We start from the raw sequence: 24546 nt of genomic DNA, 5'->3' as shown, positions 1-24546 counted from the left end.
ATTGTTTTTTTAACAAGCGCCTTACTTGGATTATCGTCCATAGACTATAGCGTCGCCAGCAACCGTAGCGTCGCCAGAGACCCTAGCAGTGCCAAAGACCCTAGCATTGCCTGTAACCTTAGCTTTGCCATATATCCTAGCGTTATCAATGACCCAAGCGTCGCCTGCGACACAAGCGTCGCCAAAGACCCTAGCATTGCCATAGACCTTAGCGTTGCCTGTAACCTCAGCATTGTCATAGACCTTAGCGTTGCCTGTAACCTCAGCATTATCAGAGACCTTTGCGTTGCCATAGACCCAAGTATTGTCATAGACCCTAGCGTTGCCTGTGACCTTAGCGTTGTCAGAAACCCAAGCGTCGCCTGTGACCTTAGCATTGTCATAGACCACAGCGCCGTCAGAGACCCAAGCGTAACCAGAGTGACTTAGATTATCCTCATTTTCTACATACCCCCCTAGGTCTCCTTTTTTTACAGCGCCAAAACTAATCAACGCCTTAACTCTAAACAGCGTGACATCACCAAGAACGATTGTGTCCTCGTTTACCAACTCATATTTTTTAATGGTGCTTTGTTCCATTTTCTTTCTCCTTTGTGTCTATCCACCCTTGAACTTTTTCAACTGTCTCAAGAGTTAAATTTTTCCTAAGTCAACGTACCCACATACATCAAGTGTGTTAATACGTTTCTCAACTTCTTCGGTTTGGCAAACATAGTTGCCACGGTATACCTCGTAAGTAATATCACCAACGCTTGATTCAAATTTTAGAAATCCACCAAAGACAGAACTGCAAGTAACTGGGTCACTAGCACCGTCATTAAAGATAATTTCATCAAGTGCTGTCTCTGCTGAAATGATTTCATATGTTTCATGAATATGGTTTACTCGAATAATAATGTTTTTCATTGTTCTTACCTCGTTTAGTGTTGGTTAAGAGTTTGCCGTCTCTTAACTTCTTTTTTATTATAACTCTTTGTTTAGCTATCGTCAAGTGGTTTTTTGCTTTATTTTTCTTCAGCAGATCCTGAAGACAGAAAAAAACACCATCTTCTGACGGTGCTAGTCGGTTATTTTTGATGAACTTCCAACCTGTCTTTCCTTGCTCTAGAGTGTTCAGGGGTTAGATTTCCTTTGGCAGAAGAATATCCAAGCCCTAAAAATGATCTAAAAAGCATATAAAAATTTCCACCTATTAGGGTGCTACCCAATAATTTTGCTAACATATTCTCGCTTAAAGCCATATAGCCAAACAGGCACATCAATATTGTACTTACCATAATTGCTGTATAGGTAACAAACAACCCTAGTCGATCTAATGACAAATTATATTTTTTAAATAGAATATGACTTGAAGCCATTCCTGCAAAAATTAGGAATAATGGTATTACACCTAATAAAATATTAGTGATGAATTGAGATGGTGTGCTTTTTTCAATCAAAGCGTGATCTCTTAGAGTATTATCACTCAACATTTGAGTAAAATTCATGTGATAATCGTGAGCTGTAATTCCTTTCATCGCTGAAACAAATACAGCGACAAAAACAAATAATGATATGGTTACAAGTACCCCTCTTATACTAAATTTAACAACCTTTTTCATTAGTTTCTACCTCTTTTCTGCTTGTTCATTTATTTTCTAAAATAAAGACTTCAAAACTATTATTAGCCATTTATAAATCTCTCTTGTCCTGGTGCTGCTCCTCAACCTCTTCTTGATCGTAGAGGTTCTTAACCTCTTGCATCTTTAGGGTAGCTAAGCCAATAAGTGCTTCGCTTATTGATAGAGTCATAACGATAGCAAGACCAGAAATCGGTTTTAGCAAGCCTACGAAACCTAAAGTCCCTAGAGTAAGAATGATTACTCTGAGAGTGTTTTCGAAAGCCTTTACTTTTTCCTGGCGTTCTTCAAATGTCAGTTCCAAGCCCCCAATTTTACGGATATTTAAGTAGACAACTACTAAGGTCGCTACTACGCATATTGCTGCGCCATACCATGTTTCTCCTAAAACATGGCCTAATTTCCCTATCGTTTCCATTTATTACCTCTATCTCATTGTACGTATTAAGTTATATTACTTTCGCCTATATGATGACACATAAGTCCTCTTGTTGTCCCTTTGGCTAGATCATCAACCTTCAATCTTCTTCAAAGCAATTATCGGCTTCAAGTAGTCCTTACATTGCCTACCAATAAGAAGAACCTAAAGTATTTATATAACTTCACTTAAGTACCATCTCTCAACTTTGTTGTTCACAGCTACTCCTCTAGGAAATTGATTTCCTTTAACCTACCCATCAGCTATTGCATCAAACTTTACCCAAACAAATATCGGAATAACAATACCAAGAAAAAAGCAAATATGACATAATGTATCGGAGTCATCACAAACCATAAAAACTTGTTAAAACCTGATTGTTGTTTTCCAAAGTAAATAGGATGCCATACAGCTATGTTAATGACTTTAAAAGCTTCAGTTATTAAGAACCTATAATAAAGAATTGCCAAAATACAATACGCTCCTACTAACAAAGTAATAAAAAGTGGAAATACATCCGATGCTAACATATCAATTTTTTCAACGACTAATTTACTATCCATAAAATAAACCTCTCTATCTTCTTCTAAAACTATATTTTAAAAACACTAATAAACTAAATTACTGCGTCATCATAGATAACATACGCCTCAATCTTCTTCAAAGCAATTATCGGCTTCAGGTAGTCCTTCCGAGAATATAATTGAAATACCATTACTAAACTCAATATCTGTCTTGCTAAGGATGCCGTTCCAAAAGTCCTTAATGATCTCGTTTTGAACATACTCACGATCTGGATTCTCTACCAGGTAGTTATCGTAGTAAGCCTCAACGTAATCAAGATAAATGTTGTAAACCTGATTGATACTATAACACCCGTAGAGAGCCATGAGTTTGTCACTACGCTTTTTACTGAGGCGACGTGAAAACTCTTCTAGCGTCATGGCTTCATAACTAACCCACCAGTAGTAGCAAGAGCGTGAATCTCGTTCACCGTTATCTAAAACAGCTTCACGCCACTGTTCTTCTGTAGCTAATTTGTTTTGGTTGTCATGAAATTTCTCTAACATGTTCTCAAATCGCTCATAATCATCTTCATATTGCTCTTCCCAGAAAGCCATATTCAAGCTTTCATAAAGCTCACTCTCAACTGTGTTCGAAATAGGATAGTCAGAGATTCCATAGACATTATCGTTAATCTCATTCTCTATCAGACTCGTTATATCTTCATAAGTATTCGCATACAAATAGACATCTGTTCTGTGTCTGCGGTCAAAATTCCTTGTAAATCTTACAACTTTTTGGGTTTTCATAGGCCCCTCCTTGTTTAGTGCTGATTTAAGAGTTTGCCTGCTCTCAACTTCCTCTATATTATAACCCTTTAATTATTTATCGTCAAGTGTTTTTTTCTTTTCAATAAAAAACCCAACTTTGAAGCTGGGCTGTCTTATCATATTTTTAAACTAGGGGAAAATGGGAAAATGGTTGTTTAGTTATTCTTTACGCTTTACGTTTAACACCTGCCAATGCTACAGCTGAGAATAGAGTAGCAATACCAGCAGTTACCGCAAGTCCTGTCTCAACTTCACCTGTTTGTGGCAACGCTGGAGCTTGATAAGTAACTGGTGCTTTTGGTGTTTCAGACGGTGTGTAAGTGACTGGTGTTTTGGGAGTTTCAGTTGGTGTAGCTGGTTTAGCTGGTGCTTCAGGTTTTGGAGTTTCTTTAACTTCATAATAGTGAACAGTCACAGCTACTTTTGGTTTCCCTACAGTCACTTTTTCAAGAGTCAATACTGGTTTTGTTGGCTCTACAGGGATATTTGAATCTTCCCCAAAGATACCACCAACGATAGATGTGTTGTTTCCTGATGTTGCGTGCGTGAATGATGCTTTACGTGCTTTGCTATCACCGTACACCCAACGAATACTGTTAGAATCTAGCTTGCTTCCAGCAGCTTGTGTTACGTCACCAGCGCCAGCACCATAGGTTCCTGAACCTGTGGTTACATTTGCACCAGTTTCTACTGCTGTTCCATCAAATCCTGAAAGATCTGAGAGCGTTTGATCGTTGTCTAGGTCATTAAATGTAACAACTTTAACGCCTTCTGATGTTGCTAGAGCCAATTTATAGCTGTAGATATTAGTGAGTACGATATTTCCAGCACTACCAGCGCCAGATGCACCTTCACCAACGCCACCACCAGTATTAGCACCATTAACAAGGCCAAAGACTGACCAAGCAATACCGCCGTTTGGTGCGCCGTAGATAGCTACATAATTTGAAGTAGCTCCAGATGATTTGATATCAGAGAATGTCAAATCAACGTCACCTTTAGTAGTGTTTTTGACTTTCACTGTACCAGTTCCATTAATTTTGAAGATGCTGTCAAAGTTTGCATCTGTATTCTGGTTTAGATATGTTCCTTGAGTGGCATATTTAGCAGCAGTTTTCAATTTTCCATCGGCCCAATCGATGACTTGTTCGTCACCAGACTTGAACTCTGCGCCTTGGCCAGCTTCAAGCTGAACTCCGTTAGACCAAGTAAGACCTGTTGAGCTCACAACGCCATTCTTGAAATCTGTATAAGATTTAATGTAGTTGTCCAACTCTGTTTTAGCAGTTGCAGCTGTTGCTGATTGCTTAGCTACTGCTGAATCAACGGCAGTCCCATATTTCTTAGCATTGTCGTTGAGTTGTTTTTGAAGTTCTTCTGCTGTTTTAGCATTAGTTTGATACTTAGGTGTACCGTCTGCTGTCTTAACATTGACAGTCACTCCTGCTTTTTTAGCATCTGCTTCTACTTGATCAACAGCTTTAGTTGATGTTGCCAATTCTTTAGCTTTGGTATCAACTGATTCAACAGCTTTTTCTGCTGTTTTGATTGTTTTATCCTGCTCAGTCAAATCCGTTAAAATCTTGTTAGTTTCGTCTGTAGCAGTTTCATCTGTGATTGTTACTTCTGTTTTATCCTTAGCTTCCTCAACTGTGACACCCTTTTTCTGAGCTTCAGTAGCATCTGCTTTCAAAGTCGCTTGTGCATTATCTACAGTTTTAACTGCTTCAGCCTGAGTTACTGACTCAACTTTAGCAGGGATTTCTTTTGGAGCTTCCTGAGTTGTAGTAGGTGTTGCTGGAGTATTAGCATTTGTTGTAGCTGGAGCTGTAGTTGCGTTTGATGTTGTATCAGTTTCAGTTGTTACAGCGGTTGTTGGGGCATTAGAAGATGTAGCATTTGTAGCTGTTACTTCATCTGCTGATGCACTTCCACCGATAGCTACAATGGCAGCAACGGCCAATACAACGCCACCCAAGCTTTTAATAGCTTTGTTTTTACGAACTGAGAAAGTTTGACTTTGTTTGCACATTTTAATATAATCTCCTTAGGCAGGGAAGTCCCCTGTTATTTTCATTCATTGCTAGACACCCAGGCCAGTGGGTGTCTTTTTTAGTTAACATTAGTTAGTTGTTTTTTTCTTACCAAACAAGGCTAAGCCCATTGCTGTCATAATAGCACCTACCAGTGCAAATACACCAACTTGGCTATCTCCTGTCTCTGGAAGTGTTTCTTTTTTGCCTTCACTATTTGTAACAGTGTATGTTTTATCACTGTTCTTAGTTGCACCAAGATCTTCCAATTTAGCTTGTTGACCGTTATCAAGTGTCGCCACACCATTTTGAACTCCCGTGATAACTTGTCCTTGACTTGTTACGACAGGGTTCGCTGCGCTAACATTACGAACTTCTTGATTTGTGACAGGCGATACTTCACCAATTTGAGTAGCTACTGTTGGAGCTTCTTCTGTGCTTTCTGATGGCTTAGCAGACTCATCTGATTTTACAATCTTATCTGTAGAAGCACCTGGCTTAAGCACAGGAGTAGCTGCTGTGTGATCATTAGGTTTGACCTCATCTTTATCAGAAATCACAACATCACTTGGTTTAGTGTGGCTTTCTGAAGGCTTGCGGTTATTCCCTGTCTCCTTATCTGTAATAACAACATCACTTGGTTTTGTGTGATCACCAGTTGTTGGAGCTGGTGTTGTTGTCTCTGGAGTCGAGATAACAACATCGCTTGGTTTCGTGTGATCACCAGTCGTTGGAGCTGGTGTTGTTGTCTCTGGACTTGGAGCAACTGCATCACTTGGTTTAGTGGTGTCACCAGTCGTTGGAGCTGGTGTTGTTGTCTCTGTGCTTGGGGCAGTAGTGTTTGGTGCAGGGGCTGGAGCAGTGTTGTCATTAGCGATAACAACATTTGCGTAAGACTGATTTGATGTCGCCTCATCCGCATTTGCTACCGCTGCGCTTGCAGCAATGACTGTCACAGCTGCAAGAGCTGTCCCACATTTCAACCAAAATTTATTCATTCTGATTTTCCTTTCTTTTTCTCTAGTTTATTGACTTGGCGGTCTTTTGTTTACTTGTATAGTATGCCACATATAAAATAAAAAAACAAGCCCTAAAATGGAATTAATTCACGTTTAGGGCTATTTTTTTAATTTAATTTTTATACAATTTCAATTATTAACTCTTTAGCGTAGCTGTAGAGTTTTGAATGGTTTCTTTCCACGAATTTAACCGTTGTCGTTCTTAGCGTTTGGCCTAAAAATCGCTGGCTATCCTCGTTGCTTGTAAAGAGATTTTGGCATTGTTCTTTTGCGTTCTCATAGAGGACTTCTTTCAAATCTTCTACAATCTCACTGAATACTCTATCAAATCCGACCTCTTCGATTACTTCAGCTTTTCTAATAGCACCTTGCTTAACATATTCCTGAGAGACATTGACCATCTCTGTATTGCTTAAATTGGTGCTTCTTAGAACTGATTGAATTTGCGCAAACGTTGGTTGCGATTCCCCTAGCTCTGCTACTATTTTCGCTTTTGCCAACATAGAGCCTTCTACAAAACCTAGAGAGCTGATTTTCATAGCAGACATTAGGGTGAGGATAAGGTTATCAAATTTATGTTTAAGGAGCTTTAATTTAGCAGACTTATCCGAAAAGTCACTAATAACAGCTTGTAGTTCTGATTTATACTCTAACTCAATATTAGTCACCTCAGATTTAACACGAAAAACTCCTAGCTCATCAACCATTTTATCAAGGTTTTTATATTGCTCTTTCGCATGTTCCAAACGTGCTAACAATTTAGAGATTTTTTGATCAACATACTTAAGCCCAATCGCATCGCTTGCGGCCTTGATATCACCTGCTGGTTTCCCCAAGGCGTTCGCATAATGCCTCAATGCAATCTTTAGCTGTTCTGTTTCTTTTAACATCAAGACCATTGTTAGTTAGTTCCTTTCATCTTCACCAGTTAGTTTCTGGCCACTATGTAGTAATTTGCAAATGTGGTGTAATTTGCACGTCCAAGGCTTTCTGACAAAGTTTCTGTAATCAACCTTCCGCTATCTTCCAGGGCTAATTTTGTAAACAAGTCAGGGTAGACCTTAACTGCTTCGTAAATATCATTCTCATCTTGTAAAAAAGCAGCTTTTCTGAAGTTATTTCTCAAGTTTTGGTAATTTGGGCCAGCAAATACTTTTTCGGCCACATTCCATAGGTTTAATTCTGTAAAGAGCCTAGAAATATCTTTTGGTGTACGTCTCTCATACTTGCCTACTGAGATATTACTGAAGTTCGTTTTGGACAATATGCTGGACAACGTGTAGCTGTGTTTTAAATCTTTTAGCGTTAGCTCATCAAGATTTAAGCAGACATGTAAAATACGTTCCATCTCTTGTCTTACTTCCTTGGTTAGGCTAGTTAACGTGTATTGAATAACCAGATGCTCTTCTGCTGTTTGAATAATACGATCAATGATGGCTGGTTCAAGCTCAGCTTCCTCCAGGGAGTCTCTTAACCGAGCAGTGTTGATTAAGCTGTTTAAAGATGGATTTTTCTCCTCTTTGTATTTCGGGGTTAGCTTTTTCTTAATCAACTCATTATCAAATGCCATTGCATTTAAGCAATCGTAAGCATCTTCTGTGTAGTCATCTTTATTCCAATCAACTGGTTTTTCTGTGATAACTGTTAAATCAGTAACAACGCCATCAACGCTTAATGTTAAGTAAACTTCGCTATCTGAATCAAATTGACGTTGAATTAATTGTCTAACAAGATCATACTTTTCATCTGGTATCATTTTTATAACCCCTATTTTTTATTTGACAACTCTATTTTACTATAAAAATTCAATTTTGAAAAAAATCGCCCTAAACTTGCTTATATATAAGTTTGGATAATCTATTTTATTATGATACAATAATAAAAAAATAATAAGAGGTCTACAATGAATTTTTTAAACAAACTATTGAAAAGAAATAATGTCGAGGACGATACCGCCAAACTTGCAGAAGTTGAGGAGTTAGCAACTATCGCGGATTCAAACAGAAAGCAGGTTTTCCTAGAGTTTGATCGATACGTCAAACGCATGAATGAACTTGAAGGGTTAGTTGATCCTGAAACTGGCTATCCTGTCATGCTTGTTATGGCGGAAGCGAACAAATATGCTCAAGACCTGGACAAACAAAACAAAGATGAAGGCATGTACTACTTTAACTTGTTCGATACTTTCCTTGATCAAAAGGTTGAAATTGTGCATGGTAAATTCACCGATAATTCCGACGGATTGATTCGTGTTGTTCTTAAAGAGGATGATGAAGGCGAAATTTTATGGTACAAATACCGCCCCAATATTGATACTGAGCCCGTTCAGAAAAGCCTAGACTCTTTAACACACACGCTTAATGAAATGATGATGCTAGAGCGTTATCGTGACGATAATTCAGATGGCAGCGAATTTCAAACAAACGGTTACTTCGAGTTTGCCCTCTCTCCTTCCCGTGACTATCACAATCTAGAGAGCAAGGATGGCAGCGAACCTACTGCTGATGAAAAGATTAATGGTCTTAAATTTATCATCAGTTTGCAACAAATGGCCATCACCATGATACAAGATGCTCATGCCTGCATTGATGATTGTTACGAGTTATATGATCTTATCAATTCTCTTGAAGAAGACAACAAAAACAAATTTATCGCGTGGCTCGAAGAAAATAACTACTAAGTCAATAACATAAAAAAAGAAGCTCTTAGGCTTCTTTTTTTATGTTTTTAAGCTAGATTTCTCTCCATCTCATCAAATTCTGGACTAAATAACTTGCTTGAAGGAGAAACAATCAAAACCTGACGCTTTTCAGTGATATCAATTTCTGAAACCCTAAGGTCCTTGAATTTTTTCCATTTATTCAAGATGGTATATTTGTTTTCTTGCCATTGTTTAATGGTCAAGTAAATCATATCATCTTTGGTCCGATAATCAACGCCTGAGAGCAAGTTAAGTAATTGTTCTTGCTTTTTTTCAGGCATGTCAGTTGAATCAATTTCGATAAACCGCATAACATCACCTTAATAGTTTACAGTGCTTTGGAGCCCTTGGGCATAATGTAGCATCATGTTTGTAAAGTTCAAAGCAAACAAGACGGCAATTACAGCCATAACTAGGTATTTCCATCCTTCACGTTTACCTTTTACCCAAACGAGCCATCCGCCACGGATTGCACTAACAAATGCTCCAATCCAACCAACAACCGTAAGAACTGCTGAACCAATAAGTTGCATCGTAGCACTTGCATCACCACCGAAAAGTTTATTCATAATAAACTCGAAAATTTGTTGTACCATATTTTATTCTTTCTCCTTTTAAATAAATATCCGTGTCAGAATAACACAATTACTTGAATTTATCAACGACATTCTTAGCTTTGGTATAAGTATCAATACCCTTTCTTGCTGCTTTTCCGACACGTGTGTCAGGAAGCATCTTAATGGCATTAGAAGCTTTATCTGCGGCTGAGACTGTCTTCCAGGCTGTTCTGTAAGCCATGTTCTTCGCTCCCTTATGGATTTGACTAGCTCGCTCTGAGATAGCATCCACTGAGCTTGTTTGACCAGCAATAAACGCTTCAGGATCCGCTCCTGCTTTCGCATTTTGGTAAGTGTCATTAATCTTAAGCCACTCTTTACCTTCATCTGAAAGGACACGTTCACCACGACTATTAGTCACTCCAAAAGCTTCTAGAGCTTCAGCTTCTTCAGACTTCATAGTGTTGTAGTTATCTACAAACTGTTGACGTTGTTCTGCTTGCTCTTTCGTCTTAGGACGGCCTAGACCTCCAGGTTTACCATCTGGTGTCATGTATGAAGTACCATTTGTCAAAGCATTGACAAATTGTTCACTACCATATTTTTGTAGGAATCCAGCATCTTTACCCTTCATTCCAAGGGCGACACCTGCTTTACTTGCTGCGAATTTACTTGCTGAACCAAGTGCTCGTTTACCAAGGACTTTAGCGCCCATAGTAACCGCTGCTGAAGCACCACCTGTCATTGCTGCTGCCCCAATAGTTGTTGCTAATTTAGCACCTTTGACAAGTCGCTTAGTCTTAGCTGCTCGATCCAATAGATTTGATTGTGGATTGTTGCGTGGACTTTGTTCTTGGTCGTCATGATCGTTACCAAACTTGTTACCAATGTAGCTTCCAGCCGCACTTGTAAGAAGGTTACGCATGCCTCCGCCATTCTTGACGTTACCATTAAGGTTTTCTGCTTTAACATCGAAGTTACCTCCTGCATTACCGCCATAAAGCAGATTTTCAAAACGTTGAACAGGAGCTTTAACCCAGTCACTGAAAGCCAGTGCAATCAAGATAATAAGGTCAATTACTGATACTTTACCATTGCTACCAAAGGCTGGGTATTTAATCATCCGCCAGCTTAAACCAACTGCGATGACGATTGCAAAGAACCCCACCACAAACGGAACAAAGCTAAGAGCATCTGGTAAAGAGGTCATTGCTTTTGTAATGATAAAACCTGTCACTGCCCTAGAAACTTTCCCTAAAAGGAATGTCCACTTAAGTGTCAAATCAATAATGAAATACATGATGAACGCTGCTACTGAACCATTAGCGAAGATAGAAGCAAAATTCTTCCATTGTGGTCCTACCAAGCGTCCAAATCCAATACGAAGCAATGAGAACAGAACTCCTAATGACAAAATTGCTTGAGCAATTTGGTAGTAGGAAAGAATACTAATCTTACGCAAATAGTCACCTGCCCCATTGTTTGGGATGGTGTAACGCTGGAAGGCAACCCCGTTCGCAGCTGTAATACGTCCTTTATCCGCATCAGAGAAGTTTGCGTAGTAACCACTGTAGGTTAGCTTGTTAGAGCCAAATGTTGTTTGTAGAAGCATTGCTGTTGACTGATTTGAGAATCCACCAGATTTTGCTCTAGTGTTAGTTGTGTTTGTCCCAGCATATTTGTTAAACATCGCAATAGTGTAATTATTGGCCCATTGATAGTATTTTGACTCCTGGCCATAATATTTTGATTTTTCTTCGCCTTTTAAATCTTTACCTTTAGCCTCGTCCATTTTTTTCTTATGGTTATCTCTAGGATCACCATCTTTAGCGTCTACTGTGCTCGTTGCATCCTCTCCATTACCAATCTTTCCAGTTAATTTATCATTCATAGCGTTGCCTTTGCCAGATGTATAGTTAGCTAAATTAGCTGTCATGTAGGAGTTGCTGGCTTTAATTCCATAAAGGTAAGTCCAAGCATCTCCACGTCTCAAAGGTGTTGCTTGATAGTTTTCACTACTGTAAACAATTGATTTTGAGTCAATAAATGAGCGATAGCTATAATCTTTCTCTTTCGCTTCTTTGCTATCATCTTTTGGTTTGATGTTGTCAAAGAAGATCGGTTTGCCTTTAACAGTTAAGGTTTTCCCCATAACATTTTGCATATCACCAATATCTGCGACATCAAAGGTGGTTTCCGCCTTGTCACTCCAAGACATTCCTGTTTCTGACGGTAGGTTATTAGCATGCGCTGTTGTGTTGCTTCTATAACGTCCTGTAGAAGCCATCTCGATGCCAGCAATATATTCTGATACGTCGATGGTCTTTCCTGAAGTGATAGCCGCTAACGTACCTGTAACTTGTTCATCTGTCAACTCACTTGCTAGATCTGCTCCAAGAATGGTATTTACTTGCGTATTAGCCGCAAGAACGATATCATCTGTCACCTTGAACTTCGAGAAATCAGTCATGATACCCGTGTTACTTAATGAACCATAAGCATTAGGATAAATTACCTGTAGATCGTAGTTAGAAGCAACTGCTAATTTTAGGTTGTCAACTACAATGGTATCATTAAGTTTGCCATCGATTTTCAATTTATCAGTGTCTATCTTACCTTGCAAGGTTGTCATATTGTTCCATGAAGGGTAAGTCGATACAAATAGAATGGGAACTGAAATTTTAATAATCAATCTCCTAAAGGGCAATAGAGTTCCTTTAAGGTTACCTCTGATGAAGGCTGAGCCAACTGCTACACCTGCGGCTATAACCCATACAACCAGAGCAACGTTACGAACAATGGTGAGCATTTGATTCAAGTCACCAACCAAATTCGTGATGATAGCTCCAAATAGGTCTGTAATCCAGTTCTTGTCTCCATAAGTACCACTAGCGGTTTTCCCAACCCAATCGATTAAATTGGCTGGTGTAGACTTGTCTACAACCCAAGCGTAGGCATCTGAAAATACATTACCGATATCTGTTAACCCTTCACCGATTGTTCCGAGAATAACAGATATTCCTGTTGCGTAGGCTGTAACCACTTCCCCTACCGCCTTAGTGATGATTTCCCACCATGACGGGTGTGTTTTGTAAGTGACGAGCCAACCTTTTTTAGATAACACTTTGATGGTGTTAACTAGAGTTGCCCCTTCCGTCGTGTACTCGCCACCCTTACCAAGATTTGTATAATCAAAAACTTGATCATCAGCATCAGAATCAATCTTAGGATATTTTGCCAAGCTCTCGTAGTTGATTGAGATTTCCTTAATCCCTCCCTCAGAGCTTTCTGTATACAGAGCACTCTGATAGAGGTTTTGATACGTAGGCTCATCACCTAAGGACGCGTTCGCATCTGCCGTTCGACCTGTCATCAGTATTCCAAAGATAGCAAGAACGGCCGTTAATGTTGCTATTGTTGTTTTCTTTCTTAACCTAAACACTCTAACTTAACCTCCATTTCTTCATGAGATACATTCTGCAATAGAATACCCCGATTAGGAACAGTTAGTTTGAAGTGCTTCTTGCTTTCATCTTCGTAGATTGTTCTAGCAATCAATTCTTCAATCTCGTCTTCAACTGCCGTTTTCACCTTACGGGCTCCTCCTGAGCGACTGTCTGTCATATCTACCCTGACGGTCGCTAGGAAAACAGCTATTTCTTGAGCTTCAAAATCACTTGGAGCTCCAATGATCTCATCTTTCTTAATGGTGCTAGGTTTATTGAGTTCGACAACAATGCCTCTCTCTAGTTCTAGATCTGATAAATACTGGTTTAACAGCCGTTCTGCGATTTTAACACCGTGATATTGTGATAAACGCTTGTAGAGAACAAATTTATCCATCCGTCCTAGAAATTCTGGCGTGAAGCCGTAGGTTTTCAATAGCCTTTCTTTGACGCTTGATTCAAGTTCTTTTCGTTTGGCGCGTGATTGTGGTGTGTCTTTTGTCTCATCGTACTCATCACCACGTTTTTCATCACCTTCAAAAACTTCGTGTCCTGCATTTGAAGTAAAGATGAAGCAGGTGTTTTGAAGTGTTGAAGAATACGTTTCACGATCTCCCTCTTTATTCCTTGCGTCGTAGATAACTTTACCATTATCCGTTAGACTCAAGAACGTAGGGAGCAGGTTATTTTTAACCTTGTTGCTCTCTCGATAAACGCCTTTTTCAACCTCATCAATTAGGAAAATTGTTTGAGGATGGTGTCTCGCCTCCTCACCAATATCCCTACGGAGAACCAAGTCTCCTTCATCAATCATCGAATAGTCAGGAGTATTAATGAACTTCATGTTCGCTTCTCCGTCATATAAGACGCGATTAATGATTCTGGCTGTTTCTGTTTTACCAACCCCTGTAGGTCCTACGAAAAAGAACACGCCTAATGGTCGGCTACGCTGCCTTCCAACCCTAATGTTAAATCGTTTAAAGAAGTCCATAATCTGGAACTTGGCCATGTCTTGACCAATGATGTCGTGTTCCAGGTGGTAAAGAACATCCGCAGTGTTGAAGCGGACATTGGTGTGAACGCCATACAAACTTCTAAAGATATCTGCAACCACCTTCAACGAAGGTTTTGTTTGGTCAATCCGACACCAAGCCTCCAGCCCTTGGATAATCTTAATGGATCTCCTTGGCTCTGAAGATTCTTCTTTGTACCTCTGACCAAACTCTAGAACTTTATCTATGAACTCTCTTTGCAGTGGCGCTATCTCATTTCCTCCGAGGTCATCCCACCAAGATAACAAGATATTCTGTAACTCCGTGTGAGTAAATTTCTGGAACTCAATTGGAGTGAAACGCTCTTTCAAAGGATCATCTAGAGCAATAGAACGGTCATACTCTTTACGCGTTGTTGCGCCTACCACACAGACCTTTGCTGGTGTTAGCGAGCTTTTAAGTAAGTCTCCTCCGATTTTTGAACCTGGTCCAAAAATAGAAATGACAGTATGTATTTCATCGATGAACAGGATGAAGTGAATACTATTATCATTCATTACTTCACGCGCCTTCTGTTGCAAATGTTCAATCTCAGAAAGCAATTGTTGTAGTCCTGCTTGGAACTTATCTAGCCCCATTGCAGACATCAAACCGATTTGAACTTCTAGTACAACATATTTACGCGAAGTCCCCTTCATCTTACCCTCGTTCACCATTTTGGCAAAATAACGAACCAGGGTAGTTTTGCCCATACCAGCTTCAGCTAGTAGAATGGCGATTGGATCCTTTTTAAACTCCATAACCTTCTTCAGGGTATCAAGTTCTTTTTCCCGTCCGATGAACGGGTTTTTAGGCTCTTCCAGCAACAACATAGCATTAGCTATACTTGCATTGTAGTTATCAAACGATTCCCTAAATTCCTCGTTTTCCCAAAGAAGCTTAGAGATCGACACATAGTCATTAGCATCTTTTTCCGACACTTCTTTAGGTGGCGAGCCAGGTGAGTGTGGTAGTAATTCGATATCACCCACAATTTTGCTTAAATCAGTCATCTAAACCTCTCTTTCTTTATTTGTTGTAGACGAAAATCTTAGTTGAATAATCATCAAATAGAGACGGATCATATTTCAACTTACGATACTTCGATAAAGCTTCAGCCTGTGTGGTTTGGCTATCAGCTTGATCTTTTATTTGACTTTGCAGATCGTCAATATTTGATTTTGCAATTTCATCATCTGGATTCTCGTTATAACGTTTTTGGAAATCAGATAAGCGAGATTCTAACTTAGCAATCGTTGTCGCTGTTTTAGAAACCTTTCTAGAAGCAATGTCAATCATGTTCTGCTTATAAGTCATCGTCCAGAACGTTTTAAAGTCAAAGGTTGTCGTTCCGTCAGAGTCAGTTTTAAGAAGACTCTTTGTCTTCAATTTCGTTACTTTATAGTCGTTACTATCAAGAGCTGGATTCAAGGTAAGTTGGAATTTGATGCTGTCTCGTTTAGTCTTAGAAGCAGCTTTGCTTTCCTCAATCTCCCCTGTTCCTGCTCCAACGGTATTCGCTTCCGAAACAACTCGGGCAATAGAACCTTTTTCAGTATCAATTACCTTATTGTCATTCTTAACCTCGATATCATTACCCAAGTAATTACGGTTGGCAATAACAATGTGATAAACCTCTTTGGTTGGTTTAGGGATGATAAGGAATAGATCTCCGTCTGTTCCCATACGACCAAAGATAGCTGGTATGCTTGATTGATTCCCTTCGTAGTCTGTCAAAAGGACTAGGTAATCTGTCGCCTTATATGGCAATGGAGAACTACTGTTCTCATCCACAGAAATCGTAACACCAATAAAGCTTTCTGACTCATCAGTATAATAGTCTTTGATAGTCGCCTTGGCACTTGACCGCTCAAAGGTTGCTGAAGTTCCTAGCGCCGTAGCCGAATGGTTTTTCAAATAGATATTTCGACTATAGCCCTGGATATATAGACCAGTGCTCAGAACTAGCAAGCTAGCAATCGTAGCGATGTGCCTTGCCGCTCTACTCCCTTCTTTATCAAGAAATGTTTTTTTCATACAAATTTTCCCTTTCTGGTGTCATCTCCCTTTTAAAAAACTAATATTATTATAACATAAAAAAATAGCTCTAAACACTCTTTTTTTAATGTTTAGGGCTATTTTTTTAAAAACTTCGAATTTCCTTTAAGTACACCCGTAATCTTCTTAGTCCTCTGAAGGTTAAAAGACCTATAATGAGTGTGAATAGTGTGACATTTTCCCTTGTTTGAGCTTTGGAACGCTCATACATTTCTTGGTTGTGTCGTCTATTGAGGTAATCTCTCAAAGACTTGGCTTTTCTAGGATCGGTAGATTCCCAATTAGGGTTTTGTAAAACATAAAGAAAAACGAAAAATCCAAAGATGCCAATAAAAAGATTCTTACTGAAGATGAACTTCATAATGTGATAGAACAACGCCATTGATAGCGTATTATCTATGATACCGTATTGCTCTCCCAATTGAAAAAAGAAATAAATCGCTGGTATCAGGAGCAATCTTCCTAATCTCCAGCATCTTGAAACGTTAAGGGGAGTTTCATCAATGTAATAACTGAAAAAATAACTCCAGAAGAGAAAAACGAGGCCTAGTTTCTTAACAATTTGAAAGCAAAAATACATGGCCAATCCAGCAGAGGTTGACGGTGTATCGATGTAATAGCCGAACTCGAAATAATTATCCAGCAGCATTACAAACGGCCTTCTCCAATCAAGATAGCCTATCTCAATTCCTGGTGCTTTAGGAAGAAAGAGTAATTTTATAGACAACTCAATCACTTGCGCTACTAGAAGGATAACTACTCCCAATAGCAGTTTGTCTAGGTTGCTTTTTCGCCTCATATTGCTTCTCTCCTTACTGACGTGTTAATCTACATTTTCTACATAAAGTCCCTTTATAGTCTTCAACGGTACATAAAAAGGGAAAACGTTTCGTTCTGTTTTGCTTTCAAAACCAAATGGATGAACTAAAAATTCAAGCTGGTAACTATCTCCGTAAGAAACAAATTGTCTAGTATTTTCTTGTTTGTCGATTGATGCGCTATGATAAGGGCCAGACTCTGATGTTGTTTTAAGCAAATTCAACGTAACGCAATCACGGTAGTCTTCTTGAATTGCTTGCTTCTCAATAGCGCTCAACTTAGCATTTAGTTCATCAACTTTCAAGGTTTCGTACAAGGTGCCCTCTTCTAAGTCAGAAGGCTCTACACCTAGGTAGGTACCGTTTAACACTTTGCTAAAAAGGTAGTTATCAAATAGTGCTGAAGCTACATAGGTGCCACATAGATACAAGAAGAGGCTACCAGCACCCCATTGTACCGCTGAAGCGGTAGAAAGACCTACAGCAATCCCTGACGATACGAATTTCAAAAAGAATAATGCAACGGCCAAGGTCATCACCCACAGCCCTAAGTCAAAGCGACGTGCTTTGTTGTAATGACGTTTAATAAAGGGCCATAACATAACCACTACCAATAGCGTTAGCTGCATCCCAAAAGCAAAAGCATAGGCCTGTGTTTTTGGGAGGGAGTGGGCTAGAATGGTACCAACTTCAAATAAGGCGATGGCGACCAATTGCAATTTGAATAGTGTCTTTAGAAACCAGGTCAAAGTCAATGCTGCAAATAGTCGTACCCCTTTTGAAGTATTCGTCTTTACGGTGTTATTATCCATGAATTAGATTCTCCTTTTAGATAAACGGTAACAAGTCACAGAAGTGAAGCGTTGCTGTCTCACGTCTACGAATCAAAACACGACTCTGAACATTCTGAGATGCCAAGTGCGCACTCATTCGAGAAGTCAGACTTTGGTTAAACAAATGCTCAACTTGATCAATGTGCATTAAAGGAACACGTCCTAAGATGGCCCAATCAAAATCAAGGTCAAAATCAGAGTAAGCACGCCCTCCTCCTAGTGAGAAAATGTTGCTGTTATCCATCTCGGTTGTGTTGTCAAACGAATAGAGAACACGCACATTTTTCTTAGAGATCGCGTCAAATTCTTCTTTAAGGTATGAGTCAAAAAGACGGCCATCTAACTTGTTTGCTCCATGAATAACGATTAGGTCCCCTTCTTTTAGGGAATCCGAAACGTAGTTGATGATATTTACAAACTGCAACATTTTAGTCTTATCGTCACCAACTTTAGCAAATTCATAATAAGTTTGTTCTGCTGTTGGCAAGCGTAGACTGGTTGCACGTCCTAGAAGCGTCTTGTTATTTTCAATAACCTGGTCTAGGTTTGTTACCAGCGTTTCGGTAGCTGTGGCCAACTCACTCAAGTTACGTTCCAAGTGAACTTCCGTTTGAGTTTCTAGTGTCGCTGCAAGCGTAGATAGCGTTGGGAACAACTCAGGATTTTGATTAACCAACTTACCAAGGTTGGGTTTTTTATCGGCTTCTGTACTCCACTTACGTGTCTTATTGTAAGTCTCACGTAGGGCTTTCTCGATTTGGGCCTTGGCGTTGTTATCAAGTGTGAAGTTCTGTAGAATATCGAAAATCAAAGAGATCTTGCTTTGCATACGTTGGTAAATCATCTTCTGGTCTTCAACACTACCATAAGCCTGAATGACATTTACAGACTCTGTTGACACATCAATCTTTTGAATATCTGTTTCCTTGTGGCTGTAAAGGTCCACGTTTTCAGTTTGGGCATAATCAAAGTCATTTAAGACGAAATGAACAACCTTGTGGTTTTCCATAACAAATTGATTGGCGCAAGCTTGAGCCAGAACACTACTGATAGGGCTGATTTCTGAAGGTTCGTCTTTGCGTTTAAAGAAGATATGAGAAGCGTTCTTAGGAATAGCAATGGCTGCTCTACGGTGTGTGCTTCGCACAAAGTCATACATGATAGTATTTTGTGCGGTTGAGAAGGTATCATAGCCAATCTTAACACCGTTATCATCTTGCAACGTTGAAACCAAGTAAAAATCTAGACCGCTATAGTTATCTGGTGTAGAAGTTGATAGTGATGGATCATCTACATCCAAGTCATCAAAAAGTTTGCTATATTCTGAGCCTTGAGCTCCTGTTACAGGGTTTAGTTCAAAATATTTCAAACGCTCACGGCCTCTACTTGCTTCAGAAAGGCCATCCCAGTTATCACGAATAATCTCTAACTGTTCTTCAATCAGCTTAATGCTGGTAGCTCTAATAACAACCCTCCACTTAAAAGCAGTTCCTACACTATCATCAGAAGATTTCAATTGCTCATAGGCGTTGTAATGTCTCGCACGACCAGCAAGGAGGGTATTACGAAAATCATCTTCATCCCCCTCGTTAGCTGTGGCCGACGTCACCCTTTTGTTGAGCTTAAAATTCTTCATGAACTTCAGCATTTTTGAGTGGTTAATATTTTTATGTGCTTTAAAATAGCGAATATCACAGCCCGTCAAAACGTTGGAAGCTGTAATTTGCAAAATATCTTCTGTATCTAAGCCATAGCCTCGGCCTTCAGGAACGTCTAAAGAAAAGACGGTATAGTAATAACCGTCTTTCCAAGAGACATTTTTTCCTTCGACAAGGTTGAGCTCTCTTAATTCAACTGTCATCGTTAAACTCCCTCTAAGAACTTACGTGTCTCCTCTTCGGATAAAGTAACAACTCGTTTGAAGTTATTATTCAATAGCAAGCCTAGTGATTTCTTAACTTCTTCAAGTTCCTTTTTGTTATGAACGCGGTACATTACGGTTGTTTTCAAAATTTGTTCGCTCCCCAACTCTCTATCGTAGTGTAGGCGCGTGCGTTTGGCCAATGTTCTTTGATAGTTTGTTTTGGCGTTTTCTTGTACCTTGTTTAAATAGCGACGTTGTGGTTGAAACTCTGTTTTAGAGATTTCAAGCATAGAAATTATAGTTGTTTCCATCAATCGACTTCGGATAGTAGTTAACTTACGTCTAGCTTCTAAAACATCCTTTTCAAACATCGTTTGATTGAAAACTCCCTCTACTTCATAGCACATACCAATCGTGCGATCAGTGAAATAGACCAAGTTTCCCTCAATGCGATCCACGCTAAAGCGGTTTTTACTGAAAGGATAGTAGAAAAAGTTAGATAAGAAATATTGGACTCCCACTTCTAGAGTGCTTTTCTGCTTCATTGGCTTAAGAATGAGGTAAGCTATATAAACAAACACAATGACAATCAGAATGTTAGGTAAAAGAAGATAGCTCTTTTTCTCGATAACGCTACGAGTTGATAAATACCAAGGCACAGCAAAAGCTAAAACCAAAGATAAGCCTGATAAGGCGATTCTAGAGAAAGACAATGCCTTACCACCTGTTAAAGAGTCCAGGAATGAAAAGTAAACTGGTGTAGAAAAGAAGTTCGAACGCACATCTGTCATGAAATCCGACTTTGGAATGGCACTCAAAGATTCCGTTCTAGCTTCGTTTTCCAAGTCTTCTGTCAAATCTGCCACTACCAGTCACCCCCTTCTGTTTGTTTCTTCTCTTCTTTTTGTTCGGAAGGAGTTTTTGGGGTGTCATCATCTTCGTTGTTCAAGATAGATAGAACCCCTATCCCAAAGGCACCCACTGATTTGAAAAAGCGGAAAATCCCTTTGATAATTTCAGCTACTACCCAAAAGAAACTCCCCTCCTGAGAGGCAAAGAAATTTTTAAAAAAAGTTGTAATTCTCTTCATTCGTTACCACCATTGTCCACTTTCAAGTTTCAGCACCGCACTTCCTCCATCCTCACTAACAGTCAGGCTATAAACCACAGTCTGATTGAATTTTTCATACTCATCACCAGCCAACTTTTTACGGAGCTCTTCAGCAACTTTTGAAGCCGCACTATCTCCGTTACTGTTTCCTGATTTAGCCGTCCTAGCAGTAAGAGTGATTTTATAGTTGTTGCCATCTGGTTCAATCTTGCTATCTAGGACAATGCCTGAGATAACCACACCAGAATTATCAAACATACCGAACATAGCTTTTGTATTATCATCAAGGCTTACATGCAACTCTGATAGTGATTTTTTCACATCTTCGTAGTGCTGATTGCTGCCTTGGGAGAAATCATTTAATTCTTCTACATCTCCTAGAATCTCTTTCGTATGATTCGCAATCAGAAATTTCTCCTCAGATGAGCTACTACTTTTTTCAGTTGTTGAGCTACTTTTAGTGCTACTTGAAGGAGACTTTTTGGCACTAGAAAGTGTTACTTGATCTGTTCGCTCTGGTTTATTGTTTAATACGACATAACCGATAGAAAGAGCGATAACTGCTGATGCAGCTGTTACACCATAAATTACTTTTTTATTCTTCACGTGTTATTTCTCCATGTATTTTGACAAGGTAGACTTGAAGTCTTTATCTGTTACTTTGACATTTGCTTTCTTGAAATCTTTCCTGATGATAGCTTCAACTGCGTCTGTGTCGCTGTCCAGTTTATTTTGTTTAATACTATCTGTAAGCTCACTCTTGTATTTAGACATATCATTTCCTTTATCGGATGTTTCTACCATTTTTACGATAAAGTAGTAAGTCGTATTGTCATCAGGGCTATAGCTTTGCAAGGTATACTCCCCATTATGAAGCTTATAAACTTCCTTCATCACACTTGATGGCAAGTATTTATCTGAATTACTGTAAGTTCTTGTCTCACCTTTATAGCTATCTTCTGAGTAAGATTTAGCTAACGTACTAAAGTCAGCACCATTATCTAACTGTTCTTTGACATTATTTGCTGTTTCTTCTGAAGTAAAGGTCATCATCTGGATTTTGACATCAGAATGGAAGTTAGCCCATGCGGTCTTCAATTCACCTTCAGATACTGCGAGTTGCTTCTTAACTCCATAATTAAAGGCTAGCTGTTTTTTTAGAGTGTCTTTGTACTCTTGTTCAGAAATACCAGCATTTTTCAGCTGCTGAGCCAAAGATGATACTCCAGAAGCATCTGACTTGTAAGCTTTCTCAACATCGGCTTTTGTAATTTTATCGCCATAGAGATGATCATAAACTTCTAGGATAAGGGAATTAGATACAATCGTTTGGGCATTAGTAGACGTTTTGATCTGTTTATACAAGTCTTGAGCTGTAAGATTTCCACCGTCGTAAGTGGCGATATTTTGGAATGTTTCTCGAGTTCCTGCCAGTGTTATTGTTGTCCCAACGGCCATACCTGCTAGGACACTGACTGTCACCAGGGCGATTTTACCTTTGCGCGTGCTGTAAGAGAACTTTTCTTTGAAAAGGTTCTTGATTTTATTTTTTTGTGTCTTGTTTAGTGTTTGTTTAGATTTAGTCATTTTATCCTCCTGGATTAGTTGTAGTAAAAAAGCAGGCTAAGATAGCACTGCTTTTTCAGCTGATTATTAAGAAATCAAGCTCTTAGTTTACAGCGTCTTTTAATGCTTTTCCTGCTTTGAAGGCTGGCACCTTAGAAGCCTTAATTTGAATGGTTTCCCCTGTTTGAGGGTTGCGACCTTGACGAGCTGCGCGCTCTCTTACCTCAAAGTTACCGAACCCAATAAGTTGGACCTTTTCACCTTGCACTAGGAACTCTTCAATCGCTTTAAACGTTGCATCAACAACGCTTGCAGAGTCTTTCTTTGTAAGGTCAGTTGCTTCAGCAACTTTGTTAACCAAGTCTTGTTTACTTGCCATAATAATTCTCCTTATCCAGGCAATCACGCCTGTGTATTTCTTTATTGATACGTTTATTATATCAAAAATTAATCTTGTGTAAAGATAAAATTGCTCTAAATACGCATATATTAGCTTTTAGGGCATTTTTTGTAAATTTCATAAAAGAAGTAAGGAGATTACTTTTCTTTTTTACTACTACCAGCTCTTCTCCTCCTCGTCATTGTTTAATAAGTTCTTAATAGGTTATATATGTTTATTATGTTATATATGTTTATTATGTTGTATGGAACAAAAACCCTATCAAATAGGCGTTTCGAAGACCTTATTGAAGTTTAAATATCCCTTATTGAAGTTTAAATATCCCTTATTGAAGTTTAAATATCCCTTATTGAAGTTTAAATATCCCCTATTGAAGTTTATTTTTAAAAAAACTTTACATAATACATCAAACATGCTAAAATCAAATATATACAACTTTAGGAATATTTTTTAAAATATTCTGATATTTGAAAGAGGTATAAAGCAATGAATGAAACAGAAAATAATGGAAAGATTATCTTAGATAATAATGCCATTATCACAAAAGCAAATCGACTTTCACTGGCCAATTTAGAAAGTCCGATTTCGCTGAAACAAGCACAACTACTGTCACTAGCCATTCTTAAGTTTAGACCTGAAGAATTAGAATCAACGATTACCTTGAAAGAGTTCTCTGAATACTCAGGTGTTGTTAAATATCTTAAGAGACAAGCTGTTGCTGATAGCGATGCTATACAGGACTTAAAATTTGTCACTGTTGATGACGATTTCTTGAATAATGACACTACCAAAGGTAAACGTTCAAGAAGATCTATCGTTATTGATACGTATTATCAAGATGGGGTGCTGACGTTCGAATGGAATCCGAAGGTACTACCACTACTAACCAACCTCGAAGGTTATTACATGATGATTGATATGTCAATCACCAAAAACTTTTCTTCAGTTTATTCCTGGATTCTATACGAGTTCTTGAAAATAAACTACAACAAACGTAATATAAAGCATTGCGAAATCGATGTCGAAAAGCTTAAAGGTTTGTTTAACGTAAGAAATAAAAGCAGCTATAATAATTTTTCTGTTTTCGCTAAAGCAACTCTTGATGTCGCTGTAGACGAAATCAACCGCTTTTCTGAGATGGATCTGAAGTATAATAAAATTCGAAAAGGGAAAAAAATTACTGCTATCGATCTGGTTTGGTCCATTAAGCAAACAGAATTTTCTCTAACGACCAAACAAATGTCAGCTCTAGAAAACTTAAGTGAGGAGCTAAACCACTATGAATCCTTTAGACATAAGGATAAGTACATGAAGCTCAGAGAAATCATGAAATCCGATTATCGTAGCCTTACAAAGAAAAATGCTAATGCTATTATTTTTGCAGGGAATAAAGCTTTAACAGAACTAGATAAAGCTTATAAAGATATGGATATTCTGGATCCCGATTTTATTTTCCAAACCAGTGAGGATGAGGAAAATAAAAAACAAGGAGTTAAAGCAATATTCTCGGAAGACGAGATAAAGCCCCTAGTCATTGAATTATTGATTAAAGATGTGGGTCGGTTCTTAGGAGAGTATTTTGGAGATATTTTTTTCTCGAGATTTTACAGTAAGGCTTTAAAAACAAAACGCTATATTAAAGATAATTCCGATTTAGCCAAATACATTAGCAACGGGATTGCTAATGAAATTCGTCGAGAAGTAAACAACGGAATAAAAGAGTAGGAAAGACAAGGAT

Annotated in this window: 25 protein-coding genes; 2 read left to right on the top strand and 23 right to left on the bottom strand. The window is 38.7% G+C overall.

All coding sequences use genetic code 11. The annotated features are described in order from the left end of the window. Positions 1-30: 30 nt before the first annotated feature. The 10 genes from H7U04_RS07665 to H7U04_RS07620 all read right to left on the bottom strand — a co-directional run bounded on the left by H7U04_RS07665 (position 31) and on the right by H7U04_RS07620 (position 8179). Positions 31-579, bottom strand: a complete 549-nt coding sequence (locus tag H7U04_RS07665; RefSeq protein ID WP_201059580.1) for a hypothetical protein — start codon at positions 577-579, stop codon at positions 31-33. A 54-nt stretch (positions 580-633) separates the two neighbouring features. Further along, complete coding sequence (locus tag H7U04_RS07660) at positions 634-906, bottom strand: hypothetical protein (protein ID WP_201059578.1); 273 nt, start codon at positions 904-906, stop codon at positions 634-636. Between the two features lie 161 nt (positions 907-1067). Next, positions 1068-1601, bottom strand: coding sequence for a hypothetical protein (locus tag H7U04_RS07655; protein WP_201059575.1), 534 nt, complete (start codon positions 1599-1601; stop codon positions 1068-1070). Between the two features lie 70 nt (positions 1602-1671). Further along, a complete protein-coding gene (locus H7U04_RS07650; RefSeq protein ID WP_201059573.1) occupies positions 1672-2037 on the bottom strand; it encodes a hypothetical protein in 366 nt (121 codons plus the stop codon). A gap of 278 nt (positions 2038-2315) precedes the next feature. Further along, the gene (locus tag H7U04_RS07645) at positions 2316-2600 is read right to left on the bottom strand and encodes a hypothetical protein (RefSeq protein ID WP_201059571.1); all 285 of its coding nucleotides are present in this window, start codon (positions 2598-2600) and stop codon (positions 2316-2318) included. Between the two features lie 87 nt (positions 2601-2687). Next, on the bottom strand, positions 2688-3350 hold the full coding sequence (locus tag H7U04_RS07640) for a hypothetical protein (protein WP_201059569.1): 663 nt from the start codon (positions 3348-3350) through the stop codon (positions 2688-2690). A gap of 187 nt (positions 3351-3537) precedes the next feature. Next, positions 3538-5403 carry an LPXTG cell wall anchor domain-containing protein gene (locus H7U04_RS07635; RefSeq protein ID WP_201059567.1) on the bottom strand — a complete coding sequence of 622 codons (1866 nt, stop codon included), beginning with the start codon at positions 5401-5403 and terminating at the stop codon, positions 3538-3540. A 90-nt stretch (positions 5404-5493) separates the two neighbouring features. Beyond that, the gene (locus H7U04_RS07630) at positions 5494-6402 is read right to left on the bottom strand and encodes an LPXTG cell wall anchor domain-containing protein (RefSeq protein ID WP_064523963.1); all 909 of its coding nucleotides are present in this window, start codon (positions 6400-6402) and stop codon (positions 5494-5496) included. Between the two features lie 140 nt (positions 6403-6542). Beyond that, positions 6543-7313 (bottom strand): hypothetical protein, encoded by a 771-nt coding sequence (locus H7U04_RS07625; RefSeq protein ID WP_201059565.1) that lies wholly within the window; start codon positions 7311-7313, stop codon positions 6543-6545. A 38-nt stretch (positions 7314-7351) separates the two neighbouring features. Then, complete coding sequence (locus tag H7U04_RS07620) at positions 7352-8179, bottom strand: hypothetical protein (protein ID WP_201059563.1); 828 nt, start codon at positions 8177-8179, stop codon at positions 7352-7354. 147 nt (positions 8180-8326) lie between these two features. On the opposite strand from H7U04_RS07620, the gene H7U04_RS07615 reads away from it, so the two are divergent. Beyond that, positions 8327-9103, top strand: coding sequence for a hypothetical protein (locus tag H7U04_RS07615; protein WP_201059561.1), 777 nt, complete (start codon positions 8327-8329; stop codon positions 9101-9103). A gap of 47 nt (positions 9104-9150) precedes the next feature. Here the strand turns inward: H7U04_RS07615 and H7U04_RS07610 are convergent, their stop codons facing one another. The 13 genes from H7U04_RS07610 to H7U04_RS07550 all read right to left on the bottom strand — a co-directional run bounded on the left by H7U04_RS07610 (position 9151) and on the right by H7U04_RS07550 (position 22787). Continuing rightward, positions 9151-9435 (bottom strand): hypothetical protein, encoded by a 285-nt coding sequence (locus H7U04_RS07610; protein ID WP_201059560.1) that lies wholly within the window; start codon positions 9433-9435, stop codon positions 9151-9153. 9 nt (positions 9436-9444) lie between these two features. Then, on the bottom strand, positions 9445-9720 hold the full coding sequence (locus H7U04_RS07605) for a hypothetical protein (RefSeq protein ID WP_201059557.1): 276 nt from the start codon (positions 9718-9720) through the stop codon (positions 9445-9447). Between the two features lie 49 nt (positions 9721-9769). Next, positions 9770-13123: a hypothetical protein gene (locus H7U04_RS07600; protein WP_201059555.1), complete on the bottom strand. Its 3354-nt coding sequence runs from the start codon at positions 13121-13123 to the stop codon at positions 9770-9772. Further along, a complete protein-coding gene (locus H7U04_RS07595; RefSeq protein WP_064523981.1) occupies positions 13111-15171 on the bottom strand; it encodes an AAA family ATPase in 2061 nt (686 codons plus the stop codon). The genes H7U04_RS07600 and H7U04_RS07595 overlap by 13 nt, the downstream gene beginning before the upstream one ends. A 16-nt stretch (positions 15172-15187) precedes the next feature. Beyond that, entirely contained in the window at positions 15188-16195 is a 1008-nt protein-coding gene (locus tag H7U04_RS07590; protein WP_201059553.1) for a hypothetical protein, read from the bottom strand. 106 nt (positions 16196-16301) lie between these two features. Next, complete coding sequence (locus H7U04_RS07585) at positions 16302-17015, bottom strand: hypothetical protein (protein ID WP_064523986.1); 714 nt, start codon at positions 17013-17015, stop codon at positions 16302-16304. Positions 17016-17039: 24 nt separating this feature from the next. Beyond that, a complete protein-coding gene (locus H7U04_RS07580) occupies positions 17040-17846 on the bottom strand; it encodes a hypothetical protein (RefSeq protein ID WP_201059551.1) in 807 nt (268 codons plus the stop codon). A gap of 16 nt (positions 17847-17862) precedes the next feature. Continuing rightward, the gene (locus H7U04_RS07575; protein WP_064523989.1) at positions 17863-19728 is read right to left on the bottom strand and encodes a hypothetical protein; all 1866 of its coding nucleotides are present in this window, start codon (positions 19726-19728) and stop codon (positions 17863-17865) included. Between the two features lie 2 nt (positions 19729-19730). Continuing rightward, positions 19731-20597, bottom strand: coding sequence for a hypothetical protein (locus H7U04_RS07570; RefSeq protein ID WP_201059548.1), 867 nt, complete (start codon positions 20595-20597; stop codon positions 19731-19733). After that, positions 20597-20821: a hypothetical protein gene (locus H7U04_RS07565; protein WP_201059546.1), complete on the bottom strand. Its 225-nt coding sequence runs from the start codon at positions 20819-20821 to the stop codon at positions 20597-20599. The genes H7U04_RS07570 and H7U04_RS07565 overlap by 1 nt, the downstream gene beginning before the upstream one ends. A gap of 3 nt (positions 20822-20824) precedes the next feature. After that, positions 20825-21448 (bottom strand): hypothetical protein, encoded by a 624-nt coding sequence (locus H7U04_RS07560; RefSeq protein WP_201059544.1) that lies wholly within the window; start codon positions 21446-21448, stop codon positions 20825-20827. A 3-nt stretch (positions 21449-21451) separates the two neighbouring features. Beyond that, the gene (locus H7U04_RS07555) at positions 21452-22429 is read right to left on the bottom strand and encodes a peptidylprolyl isomerase (RefSeq protein ID WP_064523994.1); all 978 of its coding nucleotides are present in this window, start codon (positions 22427-22429) and stop codon (positions 21452-21454) included. Positions 22430-22511: 82 nt separating this feature from the next. Continuing rightward, positions 22512-22787, bottom strand: coding sequence for an HU family DNA-binding protein (locus H7U04_RS07550; protein WP_064523995.1), 276 nt, complete (start codon positions 22785-22787; stop codon positions 22512-22514). Positions 22788-23294: 507 nt separating this feature from the next. Here H7U04_RS07550 and H7U04_RS07545 point away from each other — a divergent pair. Continuing rightward, positions 23295-24533 (top strand): replication initiation protein, encoded by a 1239-nt coding sequence (locus tag H7U04_RS07545; protein ID WP_201059542.1) that lies wholly within the window; start codon positions 23295-23297, stop codon positions 24531-24533. Positions 24534-24546: the final 13 nt, after the last annotated feature.

The sequence above is a fragment of the Streptococcus sp. 22.1 genome, assembly GCF_016648645.1.
Taxonomy (GTDB): Bacteria; Bacillota; Bacilli; order Lactobacillales; family Streptococcaceae; genus Streptococcus.
The sequence above is the reverse complement of the archived record's forward strand: the minus strand, read 5'-3'. Positions and strand labels throughout refer to the sequence as shown.